Annotated in this window: 13 protein-coding genes; 3 read left to right on the top strand and 10 right to left on the bottom strand. The window is 60.0% G+C overall.

The window, feature by feature from the left end; translation table 11 throughout:
• Positions 1 to 37: 37 nt before the first annotated feature.
• Complete coding sequence (locus tag OKW35_RS12155) at positions 38 to 733, top strand: CBS domain-containing protein (protein WP_429552150.1); 696 nt, start codon at positions 38 to 40, stop codon at positions 731 to 733.
• A gap of 223 nt (positions 734 to 956) precedes the next feature.
• Here the strand turns inward: OKW35_RS12155 and OKW35_RS12150 are convergent, their stop codons facing one another.
• The 4 genes from OKW35_RS12150 to istA are packed head-to-tail and all read right to left on the bottom strand — an operon-like array spanning position 957 to position 4,530.
• Positions 957 to 2,072, bottom strand: coding sequence for a hypothetical protein (locus OKW35_RS12150; protein ID WP_429552113.1), 1,116 nt, complete (start codon positions 2,070 to 2,072; stop codon positions 957 to 959).
• Positions 2,059 to 2,277 carry a hypothetical protein gene (locus OKW35_RS12145; protein ID WP_065851699.1) on the bottom strand — a complete coding sequence of 73 codons (219 nt, stop codon included), beginning with the start codon at positions 2,275 to 2,277 and terminating at the stop codon, positions 2,059 to 2,061. Before OKW35_RS12145 ends, OKW35_RS12150 begins: the two co-directional genes overlap by 14 nt.
• Positions 2,274 to 3,041, bottom strand: a complete 768-nt coding sequence (gene istB / locus OKW35_RS12140) for an IS21-like element helper ATPase IstB (protein ID WP_429551082.1) — start codon at positions 3,039 to 3,041, stop codon at positions 2,274 to 2,276. Before istB ends, OKW35_RS12145 begins: the two co-directional genes overlap by 4 nt.
• Entirely contained in the window at positions 3,028 to 4,530 is a 1,503-nt protein-coding gene (gene istA, locus OKW35_RS12135; protein ID WP_184069230.1) for an IS21 family transposase, read from the bottom strand. The genes istB and istA overlap by 14 nt, the downstream gene beginning before the upstream one ends.
• 212 nt (positions 4,531 to 4,742) lie before the next feature.
• Between istA and OKW35_RS12130 the strand changes: the two genes are divergently transcribed.
• On the top strand, positions 4,743 to 5,012 hold the full coding sequence (locus tag OKW35_RS12130) for a hypothetical protein (protein WP_065851693.1): 270 nt from the start codon (positions 4,743 to 4,745) through the stop codon (positions 5,010 to 5,012).
• A gap of 252 nt (positions 5,013 to 5,264) precedes the next feature.
• On the opposite strand, the gene OKW35_RS12125 is transcribed toward OKW35_RS12130, so the two are convergent.
• From OKW35_RS12125 to OKW35_RS12110, 4 genes are all read right to left on the bottom strand, one after another.
• Entirely contained in the window at positions 5,265 to 5,816 is a 552-nt protein-coding gene (locus tag OKW35_RS12125) for a hypothetical protein (RefSeq protein ID WP_429552112.1), read from the bottom strand.
• A gap of 611 nt (positions 5,817 to 6,427) precedes the next feature.
• Complete coding sequence (locus OKW35_RS12120; protein WP_429552111.1) at positions 6,428 to 7,579, bottom strand: hypothetical protein; 1,152 nt, start codon at positions 7,577 to 7,579, stop codon at positions 6,428 to 6,430.
• On the bottom strand, positions 7,576 to 9,141 hold the full coding sequence (locus OKW35_RS12115; protein ID WP_429552110.1) for a hypothetical protein: 1,566 nt from the start codon (positions 9,139 to 9,141) through the stop codon (positions 7,576 to 7,578). Before OKW35_RS12115 ends, OKW35_RS12120 begins: the two co-directional genes overlap by 4 nt.
• A 637-nt stretch (positions 9,142 to 9,778) precedes the next feature.
• Positions 9,779 to 10,966: a tyrosine-type recombinase/integrase gene (locus OKW35_RS12110; RefSeq protein ID WP_429552109.1), complete on the bottom strand. Its 1,188-nt coding sequence runs from the start codon at positions 10,964 to 10,966 to the stop codon at positions 9,779 to 9,781.
• Between the two features lie 176 nt (positions 10,967 to 11,142).
• On the opposite strand from OKW35_RS12110, the gene OKW35_RS12105 reads away from it, so the two are divergent.
• Positions 11,143 to 12,099 (top strand): DNA-binding protein, encoded by a 957-nt coding sequence (locus OKW35_RS12105; protein ID WP_429552108.1) that lies wholly within the window; start codon positions 11,143 to 11,145, stop codon positions 12,097 to 12,099.
• 127 nt (positions 12,100 to 12,226) lie between these two features.
• On the opposite strand, the gene OKW35_RS12100 is transcribed toward OKW35_RS12105, so the two are convergent.
• The gene (locus tag OKW35_RS12100) at positions 12,227 to 13,024 is read right to left on the bottom strand and encodes a carboxymuconolactone decarboxylase family protein (RefSeq protein WP_429552107.1); all 798 of its coding nucleotides are present in this window, start codon (positions 13,022 to 13,024) and stop codon (positions 12,227 to 12,229) included.
• A gap of 272 nt (positions 13,025 to 13,296) precedes the next feature.
• The gene (locus tag OKW35_RS12095) at positions 13,297 to 14,064 is read right to left on the bottom strand and encodes a glucose 1-dehydrogenase (RefSeq protein ID WP_429552106.1); all 768 of its coding nucleotides are present in this window, start codon (positions 14,062 to 14,064) and stop codon (positions 13,297 to 13,299) included.
• Between the last annotated feature and the right edge of the window lie 86 nt (positions 14,065 to 14,150).

The raw sequence follows: 14,150 nt of genomic DNA, 5'->3' as shown, positions 1-14,150 counted from the left end.
CCTCAACCACATCTGCGATGACGGTCGCACCAAATAAATCAGTGTTTCCCTAAGCGTTCGTCCCGACTGCAGTCTCGCAGAAGCTGTGACCACTATGCTCTTGCGTGACTTCTCCCAGCTTCCTGTCATGACGAACGAGCGCGATCTTAAGGGCGTTGTGAGTTGGGAATCGATAGCTCGGCATTTGCAGTTTGACGCGGAACGCCCCACCACCGTCAGACAGTGCATGGACCAAGGAGTGGAAGTAAAGGAATCGGATTCCCTATTCGATGTGATTCGGTTGATTGCCGCCGAGTCGTATGTACTGGTTCGAGCGGCAGACAATCGCATCAAAGGTATCGTTACATCGACAGATCTGAACTTGCAGTTTCAGCAACTTTCTGAGCCCTTTTTACTGCTAGGCGAAATCGAAAATTTCGTGCGATCGTTGATTGATGGAAAGTTCACGGGTGAGCAGCTTCGGGAGGTTCGCGATGGGGCCGATGAGGGGCGACCGGTAGATTCGGTCGCCGATTTGACCCTAGGGGAAATTATAAGATTGATGGAAAATCCAGAGCGTTGGCAGCGAATTGGGCTGCAAATCGACCGTGTGATCTTCAAGAAGGAGCTGGATCGGGTCCGACTAATAAGAAACGACGTAATGCACTTTGACCCAGACCCTATCTCAGCGGAAGATCATCAATCGTTACGAGCCTTTGTCCAATTTCTGCATCAGATTCAGCGATTGAACTAGCAATCACAGGCCGCCTATTCTGATAGACGCTATGGGGCTACCGGATCGTGTTGATTACCGTCGCAAAGCCGCGAATGAGCGGCTGCTGTAATTCAATAAGAGCCCCTTCGAGATCGAATACCGAAGGTCGGTGAGGGGTCGGACAGCGACTGCCCGAAGGCCTGCCGGCACGCAAGAGATAACGAGCGGTGCCCTGTTGGCCCAGATGACGCGGCATGCCCCGTCAGTTTCTACCGTTATCGTCGGTGCCGAACCAAGCGGCCGCCGATTCCGGGTTCTCTTTTTTCCAGCGTTCGAGGTCTTCGCCCTTGAGCCAGAGGTTGGGCGATATGGGTTCAACATGGCGTTGTGACGTGTTGCGGGCACTGCGTGTGTTATCGGGATATCGCGCGGCCGGTGTCGGCCGCTGTGGTGCCTGTCGAAAGGGGCGCGCCGCCTCGGCGTAAACTGCCACAAGCTCAGCTTTGATTTTGGTGCGTTCGGCCTCGATCGCGGGGTGGTACACCCAACGTTTGCAAACCAGCTCATCGACGACCAGCCGCGTGAGCTCTGCCTCGGTCACTGTTCCGCCAAGCCGTGACAAGTCTATCTCGAGTGTAGGAATGCCCTCTTCCCAGATACGCAGGCGCCGCGCGACGTCGATCTCGTTCGAGACCGTGACTTCGACAAGCAGTGTCTCGGATGGCCAATCGGGCGCGGGTACGGTAGTCGCAGTCACATCCGGAATGATCCGGCCTGTTCGCTGCTCTAGCGCGACGCACTCAAGATTCAGCATTTGCGATCGGCGGATCGTCCGGTTGATGGTGCTGTTTCCGGTCAGCCGTTGCACGCGTTCGGTCAACATCATCTCCGGAACAACGAGCCGCTTTTCCCGCTCAAGGATCTCCTTGGCCTTCCGGTGCAGCAGCGTTTCGCGCGCTTGCTCAGGGGTCGCGCCATCAAGCCCCACAGCCTCTCCTGTGAGGTCGAGCGCGAACACGGCCTGCTCCCGTGCCGCCTCAGACGCAATCTCGTTCAGTTCCCGATCCTGCCAGTGTCCGCACCATCGAGCCTTACTCACAAGCAAGCGCGTGCGTTCGCGCAACTCTTCCGGGCTCATGGCGGCAAGCGCCGGATCGTCGACCAGTACTTCGATCACAGCGTGCGGCATGTCGTCCGCTGCACCGCTATGGCTACCGACGAGTATCGCCCGAAATTCGCGTCCGTCTTCGAGCGTGACAGTTGTTAGCGGCGGTGTAAAAGCGCCACCAGATGGCGGCGCAAGGTTGAATAAATGCGCCAACAACAGGGGGCGGTTACGGCCCGCTGTTGTTGGGTGATGGTCGTCAGAATGGATCATCGATGTCGCGAGGATGAGGATTGTCGGGAGGCGCGCGCTGTTCGTGCAGCAGTTCATTGAGCGGAATCTGGTAGTGCGCGGCGATACGCTCGCGCAGATCGTCGATGAGTTCGACGACGGCCAGCGCCTGATCGGCGGACCAGTTGTCCGGGATCAGGAAGTCGAGCCCGTGAGTGATGCCCGAAGGCAGGTGAAGGCGCTTCATGACTTCTTCTTCTCCATGCGTGCCGCGCTGCGTTTCTTTGTGCGCTGCTCGGCCCGTTCACGTGCCTCCTTCACCCGGTAGGACTCGCCTTCGATTGCGACGACTTCGGCGCGATGCACCAGCCGGTCAACCAGCGAGACGACGCAGGCAGCGTTCGGAAACACCTCCGACCATTCTGCGAACGGCCGGTTTGTGGTGACCACGGTGCTCGCTGCGCCATACCTGCGGCTGATCAGTTCGAACAGCAGGTCGGCGTGGCGGTTCGAGTAGGACAGGTATCCGACCTCGTCAATTACAAGCACGTCGGGCGTGGCGTACCGGTGCAGCCGCCGGCGTAACGCCGAGTCACTGTCAAGCGCGGCGAGCTCGCCGAGCATCTGGCCAGCGGTTGTGAACAGCGCGGTGTGCCCGTTGACGAGCGCCTGGTAGGCGAGGTTCAGCGCCAGGGTCGACTTGCCCACGCCGTTCGGGCCGATCAGTACGACGTTGGCGGTGTCCCTGACGAACTCGAGCGACATCAGTTCTTCAACGGTGGCCCGGTCGCAGCGCGTGGGCCAGGCCCAGTCGAAGTCGCACAGCGGTTTGAAGCTACCCAGATGGGCATCCCGGATGCGTCGCTCGAGCGAACGGCGGGCACGCTCGTCTTCTTCCCACTGCAGCAGCGGCGCAACCCAGCCGGCGTCCGTGAGATCCGGCCAGTGTGCCAGCAGCCCGTACAGGCGCAGGGCGTTCGCGCGCTCCTGCAGGTTCTCAGGCGAGCTCATCAGCACCTCCCGTTATCTGGTCGTAGATGTCGAGCCGGTGAGGGGTCACCAGCGTGTCCTTGCTACGCACGTGCTCGGGCAGGTTCACCGTCACCGGCGGCGGTATCTGCCGCGACTCGCGCCGACGCTCCAGCGCCAGACGCACCGGATTCTGGTGAGGCGCGGCATCGCTGGCGAGCGTTTCCTCGATCGCTGCCTGCAGTTCGGCTGCACCATAACGGTCGAGCAGCCGCAGCAGGTGGGCGGTGATATTGCCCAGATTGGCGCCGCGTTCCGCCGCGCGCAGCATGAGCGTGTGACTGGCCGGCGCCGCGCGGGCGAGATGGTCGAGGCCGCGATGGTGACGGGCTTCGCGTTTGCGTGCAACGAGGGCGTCGATGTGCGCGACAATCTCGATCTGCGCGCCGCGATCGTAACTGCGCACATGAGTTGCAAGCAGATCGGCGCCGTCGAGAATGCGCACCTGCCGGGGATCGGCCCGGACCGTGAGTACGCGCCGCACGTGGGTATGCGGGATCGTGTAATCGTTCAGATCGAAGCGCACATACGGCTGCTTGCCGACCTTCACGGCCAGTTGCAGCTCGCACGGGTACGGATTCGCCGGCAACGCAAGCAGGCTGGGCTGTTCGCGGGCGAAGGCTTCGCGCACCGTGATCGTGGGCTCTTCCCGGCAGGGACGATCGGCGGCGGGACCGGCGCACCAGAGCGCGGCCTGGGCATTCAGGTCGTCGAGGTCAACGAACTTGCGCGCGGCAAAGAAATTCTCACGTACATACCTGATAGCTCTTTCGACGCGTCCCTTCTCGTTGCCTCTGGCCACTGCCACTGGACGGGGCTCGAAGCGATGATGAGCGGCGAACGCAAGAAGCGTCGGGTTGAAGCGGATCGCATCACCCTGACGCTCGAGCACAGCGCTCCTGAGATTGTCGTAGAGGAGGATCCTTGGCAATCCGGACCACGCCGCGAACGCGCCGGCGTGGCCCGCCAGGAAGCTGTCCATGCGGGCATCGAGGAAGAAGCGCAGATAGATCTGCCGCGACCACGACAGCACCATGACGAAGGCCATGAGCGGCCGGCGCGCGCGCCCGATCTGCAGATGATCGAAATGGGCCCAGTCAACCTGGCCCTGCTCTCCAGGCAAGGTGCGCAGCCGCAGATAAGCCTCTGGTGTAGGACGCGGACGGTGTACCGCGATCAGGTGCCGGAAATGATGAGGGTTGCCACGGTAGCCGCGCTCGGTGACCATCGCATACAGCCGGCTGGCCGTGAGCGACGGAAACCTCTTGAGCGTGTCATGGATAAACGGCAGGTAGGCATCGATCTGCGAAGGTCTGAGCATCCCGCCGACGCGGGGCAGACCGGCCTGCGCCAGCACGCGCTGGACCGTGCCACGGTGCACGTGCAACTGCCGTGCGATGGTGCCGCAGCGCCACTTCTCGACGTGGTAGTAGCGCAGGATCTGCGCCTCGAGTTCAACTCCAATGGTCATGGGTCACTTCCTGTGTAGTAGGTAGTAGTACGAACATCACGGAAGACCCGACGGCGTAGTGGCCCGAGGCGCACGGAGTCCGGACAGACGCAGTGGCAGAAATGGCAACGCTCAGGCACAGCTGGGGCGGTGGCGGACACCGCTGCTGTTGCCGCCGACGTCGTCGAAGTCGGTGCCAGTAGAGCATCGGCGGCAGGTACAGCGGAACCCTGATGCGTCACTTTATTCTGGCGGTTGCGATAGCGGCGCATCCGTTCGGCATGCGCGAAGCGGCCGTGACGACTGCGCTGATAGCGCTGGCCGGCCACGCGCATGCTGGCCTGGCGTGCGACCTCAGAACAGTCACCGTCGCAGTAGATCTGGCCGCGGTCGCAACGGCGGCAAACGACGACCTGCGCCCGGCAACGGGCGCACACGAACAGACGGCCTGTGTCCGGCATCGGCAATCCCCGTCAATGCCGAAACGGTATCGACGGGAATAATGGGTCGTGCCATACTGGCCCGGCACCCGTGCCCCGTGCGCGTGTGGGGCTCGACATCGGAGTGAACTTGGCGGTTTGAGCCGGTGTCGAGCCTGTTTCTTCGGCGGTAAGCCTTCTTCTACCGCATCCCGACTTCAGCGTCACCTCTTCCTGAAGCAAGCCGAACCGGCTGCGTCTGCACGCGCCCTACGGGCTCCTTCCGACGCAGCCGGTGCCGCCTCCTGCACTTCACACAAACCATTACCAAACCGCTCAGCAGACCTGGACCATTCGGTATCTCTGATCGATGCCGCCGTCTAGTGTCGGTTTCTCACAGCCGTTCACAACAGTTGCCTCGGCTTCATCGGAGAACGCGCAAGACGCTATATTTACACGTTCGGCCGGCGCATCGAACCACGCGTCGTGAAATTCGCCAGAGATGCCAGCAACGCGCGCGGTGCGTCGTCTGCTCGGGAGGTTTAAGTATTCCGTACTCTCGAGTGTCGCCAGCAGGACAGCTCGCGCTGCCAGCACAAGGCAGGAATGCTTTTCAGTACCGTCAACGTGACAAAAATGTGGCCTCAGCCGAAAGGCATCGCGGGCGGCGTTCACCGCGATTAATTGGCCACCACAGCTGACGCACTCGCAGTTGCATTGGGTACCGCGCTGATGTTCGCCTAATTCGAGGATGTAGCGCGGCTCGCCGGTATCGCGATCGCGCGCCCATGCCATAACGAGATCGGGGATCGTCGATCGATTCCCCAGACGGGTCTGAACGGTCCAGCCTGTGCGATGCAAATCTGTGTCTTCTTTGTGGCTCGGCATGCCCTGCTCCGGAAGGGGCGGATCGCCACTGTAACACTGAGCCTGTAATGCCTAACACTGTTAGAGAGAGGCGGCTCGGGCCAGAAGCCAGCGCCAACCCAAAATAACAAGCCTAGCGGATCGCCGACTCTGCCGAGCTTCCGGGTTCGGCCAATTTGAGACGTTCGACAGGGCATTCCGAATCGTCGACAATCCGCATCGTCGGCGCGGCTATAGCCTCGCTATCCTGGTCGACGACCGCTTCGAACACACCTCCGGTCTCATTTGCGGCTAGTCGTAGAGGAATTCGCCGACCGCCGCGATGAGCGCAGTGATTGTCGAATTTACTGCGCAGAAACATTGTTTTTTCCTGTGTCATGCCTTTAGCGGTCGATAGTCTTCTCGGCACCCATATAACCGATGATCTTCCACGCCTCTAGTCGGCTTTGCTTCGCGGCTCGATTTTTCTGCGTAGAGCATGGCATCAACTCCGTGCATGCCAAACGGTTCCCCGCAGGTGACTTTGCCAGGAGGTGGCCTGGTCGAATTGCGTTTGACGTCAGAGCCGCAGCATTAAGGCGCTCAGCGACCCCGTGGCAGGGCGAATCGGGAAACGTCCCCGACGCCCAGTATCAACCTGGTGGACAATTGAACCTCGTCCACATCCCTTCGAACAACCTCGTTTCATCGTTGTCCTTCGATAGGAGATTTCGCCACGACTCGAGCTCAGGTGCCTTCTTGTCGCCAAAGGTCTGAGCATAGAGCGCACGCCGTACTTCGCGCATGTAGCTGGCAGACATCGGGAGTTCCGTCATATGGGCGCCCTTAAACTGCTCGTAGGTAAACAACCCCTCGGAATGGTTAATAAAGCACGGAGGGGTTTTGGGCTCATGTATTACATAGACCGCTTGTCCATCCTTGCCGCAACCGTTGAACACACTCGATCGAAGCCATTCGCATGCTTCGCGCCATTGCACACGAGTGCCCTCCTTGACGTCTTCCTTCGCACTCCATACGCCAAGTACCCGCGCAACGACCTCTTCGGAAACGAAGTAATTGATCGGCAATCCGCGACGGCAATACAGAATGAGCTGCAACAGCTCATAATACCGTCCAAGGGTGCTCGCGCAGTCCTCAGCGCCGTCGGGGCCGGACCTGTCCACGAGAAGGTCCTTGAAAATTATGATCGGCCAGCCCGACAGAATAACCAACGTGTCCGTGGTGTCTTCCCCGTCGTTGGGCTCGACGACTTTCTGCTCTGCGGGCTCGCCCAGCATATTCGCGGTTTTATGCATTGCCCGCTTACGGGCTGACCGGACGATGTCTCCAATCGCCTTCGCGACACATGCGCCACTCGGCAGGCCGCCGCCCTTTTCGTCTTCCCAACGGCGTACCCGTTCCCATGGATGACCGAAAGGCACGCCCAGAAAATACAGCCCCAGCCAGATGGCAGCCAGGCTTTTTACATACAGACTCTCGATCACCACCTCAGAAATGGCAGGGTCACTGACGCCTCCTGCGTACCACTGCCCGTGCCAATCTCGTAGCTTCCGACGCCCATCCACACTCCCATCGAGTCGCAGCTTGAGAAGAAGATCGGCAGTCAGAAGCAGGGATCTAACCAGTTCCTCCGTATTTCGGGTTCCCTCCGTCGCTCTGACCGTTTCGGCAAATGGTGTCTCTGATTCCCAGGTTCGGACCTGCCCGCCGTTCTGCGGAAGCAGGATCCCTCGGACAGTCCGCGCCAATTTGCCCAACTTTCGATCCAGATCTGCTTTGGTCATTGCAACTCCCACCCGATATCGGTAGGCCCACGGATTTCACGGGAATCGTCGTCCGGCGCTTGCTGCTTGAGCGGTCGACGCTGAATGAATTCGTACAGTAGCTCGATGAAGAACTTTCTCGCTATCTGCTTACGGTTATCAGGACAGTTGAAAAGCTTCCCTTCATTTTCCCATGCTTCAAGCCCAAGGTCTTCCAGCAGGCCTTCTACTCCTTTACGGTCGATGCTGTGATCAGCGCCCCACTTCCGTTCGATGAACAGAGACATCAGGATTGCGCCAAGATATTCTTCGGCCGATGTTCCTCTCTCAGAGACTCTTACGATGTCGTTGATCGCCCAGTTCACAAGGTTTCGCTTTGCCGCCTGTGCGACTCGATCGCTATCCTGCGAATCGGTAACAATCACATTGATGTCAAAATTCAAATCACGCACGCTGAGTTTGTCGGGTGGCGTTCCAATTAACTGAAACACCTGATTGTCAACAACGTGCATCCAGTTTGACGTCGTTGCGATTTTTATCTGATAGTCCGCGTCTTTCACAGCTTTTGCGGCCTCGTGCAGACAGACGCAATACCACGCGATCCCAAGGAGCTTGATGAACTTGTCGGCTTTTTCATCTCTCGCGTCGTTCGAAATGACTAGAGGTGGAGGATCGGTAACCACAAGGAGAATCTTGGTTCTGCGGCCTCTTTTTATTGAGTTGAACAGCGTTTGTTTTGCGCTCGAAAAGTAGTCCCGCCAGACATCATCTGGTAGATTCGGTGTCCACCATTCTTGGTCGATGTCGGGGTATTTATAAATTGCATATATGCCCCGCATGGAGGCCGAATCACCGACCTCATCCTCTGTTTTTGAATAAGCATCAAGGATTTGTCGCTGACTGTATGAGGTACCGAGGGCATTGGCGAGACTCTCCATTTGACGCTCTAGTCTGTCCGTTGCAATCTCCTGTCGCAGAACAATGCTTCCTTGCCGTTCGAGAGACGAATAATGCTCGGCCGCAACATAGATCGCGACTAAGGCCATCACGAACACAGCCGGCCCCGGTTCGCCATGGGAAATGGTGGCAAAAATAAAGACGATCGACGGAAAAATCAAAAGCACGAGCACGCAAAATTTTGGGCCAGTGATCAACATATTGAGACGATAAAACCAGCCTCCATTAGAAACCTTGACCGGTTTCCCGTGCTCCTCGCTCTCCCAACTTGGTGACTCTGAGCCTTTGGCTTGGTCTTTACGACCATCCACAAGCGGGCTTTTTACCTCTATCTTTTCGCTCCGGCTTCCGGTTGGCCGTTTGATTGCATGAACAAGAAAAGCCAGACATGCCAGTAAAACAACATAGATCGCTTGGAGATAACCTTCAATCTGCGTCGACCCTGATGACTGGACATCACACAGGCGCGGGTTGACGTTGAGGAACCAATGGCATACAAGAGTTTCTGGACGTCTCGGAAGGCCGCGCATCCCGTAATAGGCAGCAAAACCGGTGCAGAGGAATGATAGCCCGACAGCGGCGTATATCTTCCACGTCTTGGGCAGTTCCGCAGCGGCAGTCGGCATGATGACAGTCCCCTCGGTTGGCGTGCACTACTTTAGTGACCCGGCAATCCGATCCGTTTTGTCATATAAATCGACGGCTTTCATCGTTCCATAGCATAGGTCACCACTATTTCCCGATCAAGCGCTTCGCCGGGCTTTTTCAAACAGTTTTCAATAGCGGCTTCCGGATTAGATTCAACTTTTAATCATTTTGCGAGTCTTGCCCGTGCCGAAAGCAGACGCGCGTTCGCGGAACCTATGCGCACAGGCAGTGCTCGTGCCATCAGCGTTGATGATCGTTCGCATCCCAGAACCAGCGCGTCAGCGGTATCAGACGCGAACTCGGAGTGGCCGATATCGGAAATCGCGAAAGTCTCTTCCGGGTCGGGAGTGTGAGTTCGCGATGCCCGAAACTGTCGCCCGGCTGCTCGATGCCGCCACCGTCGGCAGTCCGCCACATTGCCGACGTAGAACCCAGGCTGCGCCAGCGTCGTCTTTGGCCGATGACTCGCCTTCAAGGCGGACCTCGAATCCGTTGCTTGATAAGATGCGACAGGAGATCGGTTCTCGTGTACGGTGCCCGAAAACGCCTGTGACATTTCTTTTGAGCCGAAGCAGCACTCTTCAAGCTGCCGACTTGCCCACCGGCTTTGTACTTTCAGGAACGCCGGCCGCGCTGTACGTCTGGCGCGACGGCGCTCTCATCTTCGCGCACAGTCTCCGAATGGCGCCGGTCATCTTCGGCGTGAAGATAAATGCCTGTCGTCTGAATTGATGCGTGACGCATGTTTTTCTGGATGAAGCGCAGGTCCGTCCCGGCATCGGCCTGATGCGAAGCTGCACTGTGACGGAGCCAGTGTGTCGATGCACGTCGCAGCGTTGCGGCGCCGGCGGGATCGCTTGGTCCGAGCATATCGGCGGCACGCCGGAAAACCTCCTTGACGATCAGGTAGACCGCCGCCGGCGTCAGGTGTCGGCGCGGGTCACCCGCGACACTCATCATTGCGGCCGCCATCTCGTTCTCCGACGGCGTCGGCGCCAGCCCATGAAAAACCCGGTACCGCGCGAGGTCCGCCATCAGCGCGGCGCTCACCGGCACCTCCCCTTCGGTGCCGCCCTTCCCGACCACGTGTAGCCACCATTTGCCCCGCCGCTGATAGAAGTCCGCAGCCTTCGCATGCGCCGCTTCCGAGACCCGCAGCCCCGTGTGGTACAGCAGGCGGATGAGCCAGCGGCTGCGCTCGTAATGCTGGTGATCCCGTGTGGTCAGCCGCGGCCACTGCTCGACGCTGACGAGCACGTGATCCCACAGCGCGTGATCCAGGTACCGCTCGACCCGCGGCGAGTGCCTCGCGGCAGCCCCCGTCCGGCGCCGCAGCGCGAGCGGATTGCCGGCCAGATAACCGGCACTGACCAGATACGACAGCAAACCCGACACAATGCCGAGCGCCTGATGCCGGCTGCGCTCCGACAGCGGGCCATCGAACAGCCGCCGCGCAATGCCCCGTCGCGGTCGCGCCGGATCGGTCCAGTCGCCGCTGGGCGCGGCAAGAAACCGCTCGTATAGCAGAAAGTCCTCACGCGTGAGGCTGGACAGTGGCTTGCCCAGCGCCCGGGTGGCCCACAACAGCAGACGCACCGCTTCCTTGCGGTAGCTGCGCAACGTGTGCGGCGAGCCGGCATATTCCGCCAGCCACAGGCGCACGGCGTCGACATCACGGTCGGCGGCAATCTGCCGATGCCCGCCGCGTGCGCGGTTGGTGCCATCGCGCCCGTCGAGGGCGGCAGGCAGCACGAGCGACAGGACCGGTTGCGGTGACTCCGGGACGCTGGCGGGCAGGTTCATGGTGAGACGCGTTTTCGGATGGCCTTTTCGCAGCGTACACGATCAGAACTTGTGATTATGGGCGTTATCACAAATTTTTAAGCTATATAGTTATAGACGTAACGTTATATCGAAATATACGATTACAATTTCCAGTGTATCCCACACCTTCATGTACCTAGAACCACGCCCCACCCATGAGCCGCATCAGCGACACCCGCCTCCGCACCCGAGAAGCCGCCGCGCAGCTGGTCGCCTCGGGCCGCCGGCTCCCCCATGAGATCACCGTCGACCTGATCTACGCCGAGATCCGCCAGGGCAGCCGCACCACGATCAACGACGAACTGAAGCTCTGGAAGGACGAGCAGGCGCGCAACGATGCGCTGGCGGCAGCGCTGCCGCCAGCGGTCGCCAATGCGATGCTGTCCGTCTGGGCGATTGCAGTGGGGCAAGGCGAGCAGGTATTCGCCCAACGCAGCGAAGAAATGGAAAAAGAAGCCGCTGCCGCCAGCGCCCGTGCGCGCTCGCTTGAGGCCGATAATGCGCAACTTCAGGCCCAGGTTCACGCCCTGCATGCCCAGTTGGACGACCAGCGGCCACGACTCACCGAGGCTTTGACCGAGCGCGCGCATGCCGAGGCCGAGCGCGACAGTGCCCTCAGACAGGCCCAGGACGCCATCACGGAACGCGACGCCGCGCGCCGTCACTCGGAACACGCGCTGCGCGAGCTGCAAACCGCCCATGCCCGCGAACTAGAGGCATCGCGAAGTGCACACGGGGAGCATGAGGCCGCCCTGCGCACAGAGGTGACTCAGGCGACGTCCCGACTTGAGGCCGTCCAGAAGCACGTCATGTTGCAGACCGAGGAGGCGCGTGAAGCGCAGCGGCGCGCTGAGGCCGCGCTTTCCGAGATCCGCCAGCGCAACGAGCAACTCGTCGTCGACGCGCAGCGGATATCGGCAGACGCCGCGGAACACAGGCGGCTTGCCGGGCGGCAGGAGAAGCAGCTCGACAGCGTGACGCAGGAGGCGTACGACCTGCGGCTCGAACGCGACGTGCTCGCCCGGCAGGTGGCACTGCTGCAAGGCCAACTTAAGGCGCGCAAAGAATCTTCGTCGGTCCGTAAGTCCCGACGCCCGCGCCACAAAGCCTGAAAACAGGCCCCTCGATGACATCGGCGATCAAGACCGCCCGGAATCGCGGCCCCGCTGCCTCTCGGGAATGCATATGCCCAACCAGACCGGGACACATTACGACAGCTGCTTTCGGGCTGCCGCGATCTCAGGGCCCTGGCGCGATCGCAAGCTGTCGATCCAGCGCTTCTTGCGCGCGCCGGGCAACGTTTCCGTCTACGCGGTCAGCCAACACCTGTCCTAGCTGCCGCAACTGGTTCGCGGTAAGGCCGACGTTCATGCTGATGCGCATGTGGGCCTGTAGCTGCGAATCCACTCCTGACAGGGCGGAAAGCATGCTCACGGTGGCGAGTTCACGGCTCTGCCAGTCAAGGTTGTCGCGCTCGAAGATATCGCCAAAAAGGTGTGTCTTGAGATAGACGTCAATTGCAGGTGCGAATTCGAGCAGTGCCCCTTTAACCGGGCCGCCCGACAATCGGGTCTGATTCGCAGTGCCAGCGGCAAGCAGCGCATCTCCAGTAGGAATCGGTGAACCGGGTAGCCGGCCGGCCGCATCCTGGATTCCGCGCTGCTTGCGCATATCCAGCACCTTCATCAGTTCCGCTAGCGCATTCAGGCTTCTTGGGAAGCCGGCGTACGCGTAGACCTGCACCAGAATTTCTTTAGCTTCGGTGACCGTTATCCCCGCATCCAGGCCATGGTCGAGGGAAGTATTCAGATTCGCGATATCGCCGGTGGCGGCGAACGCTGCAATCGGCACGATCGCCTGCTGGCGGTCGGTCAGGTTTTCAGAAGCGTTTGGCGATGTCGTTCCTGTGTTCTGCATGTCTTTCGATCCTTCATTTGTCGAGGGTAAGCTCGATGTGGCTGCCACGCTCAAGATCACGGCCAACGCCGTAGCCTGCGCACGTTTCCTCAGACGCTCAGCGCCCGTCGTATTGCTCATCGGTGACTTTCTCCATCCGCGAAACGTTCTTGCCATTAATCGGTTGCACATCGGCGTACGCAGTCCTCCGCTGCGTGTCAGCGGTCACCAGGCCCGTCGCCCACACTCCGGCGACGACTGTCAGGAATGTCCGCGGGACTGCGACGGTCAACGCGAAGCGCGCAGACGAAGCGTTCATAGATGGCACCCGTATCATCGTGTTCGACGTCGCAGCACGGACCTTGGTCTCGTCACCTGGCAACAGCTATCGATCCCGTGCAAAGACTCCGTAATCAATGGGCAGTAAACCCACCGTCGATTGCGAGCGCATGACCGATGACGAAGGTCGAGCCGACGCTGCAAAGCCAAAGCACCGCATCCGCGATTTCCCCAACGCGTCCAAGCCGCCCGATCGGTTGTTCGCGAAGGATCTCCTTCATTGCGTCCGCCTGTTTTTCCAGCATCTCGGAGACCATCGGAGTATCGAAGGTGCCAGGGCAAATCGCGTTGATGCGGATTCCGCGTGGCGCGTATTCGAGGGCCGCGCTTCGCGTTAGCCCGATCACGCCGTGTTTCGAAGCATGATAGGCCGCCCGGCCAGGAAGTCCCACCAGGCCTCCGAGGGAAGAGCAATTGACGATCGCGCCACTGCCCTGCTTCCTCATGTGGCTCAACTCATGTTTCATACAAGCCCAGACGCCACGCAGGTTCACGGCGATGACCCTTTCGAAATTTTCTGCTGCTTCGTCTGCAGCGTCGCTCGGCGGCACCTGAATCCCCGCGTTGTTGAAAGCCGCGTCCAGCCGGCCAAACGTCGCCACCGTCCGATCTAACATCTCAGCGACCTGCGCTTCATCAGTCACGTCGCAAGCCACTGCCAGCACCTGGTGCCCTGGAACTCTCAACGAATCCACCGCGTCATGCAGGGCATCGGCATTGACGTCGGCGAGGGTCACGGACGCCCCCGCCTGCGCGAACGCCCTGGCCGTCGCGAGCCCCATTCCGGATGCTGCACCGGTGACCAGCGCAACCTTCCCGGAAAAATCGAATGTGACCTCCACGATACTTCCTCCGTGTTCGTTGACTTGAAAGTTCCGACATCCATGGAGGACGTTCCAGGGGTGCCCGCCCGAATGCGTCGGCGACA

Source organism: Paraburkholderia sp. MM5477-R1 (assembly GCF_050436385.1).
GTDB classification, from domain to species: Bacteria; Pseudomonadota; Gammaproteobacteria; order Burkholderiales; family Burkholderiaceae; genus Paraburkholderia; species Paraburkholderia tuberum.
The sequence above is the reverse complement of the archived record's forward strand: the minus strand, read 5'-3'. Positions and strand labels throughout refer to the sequence as shown.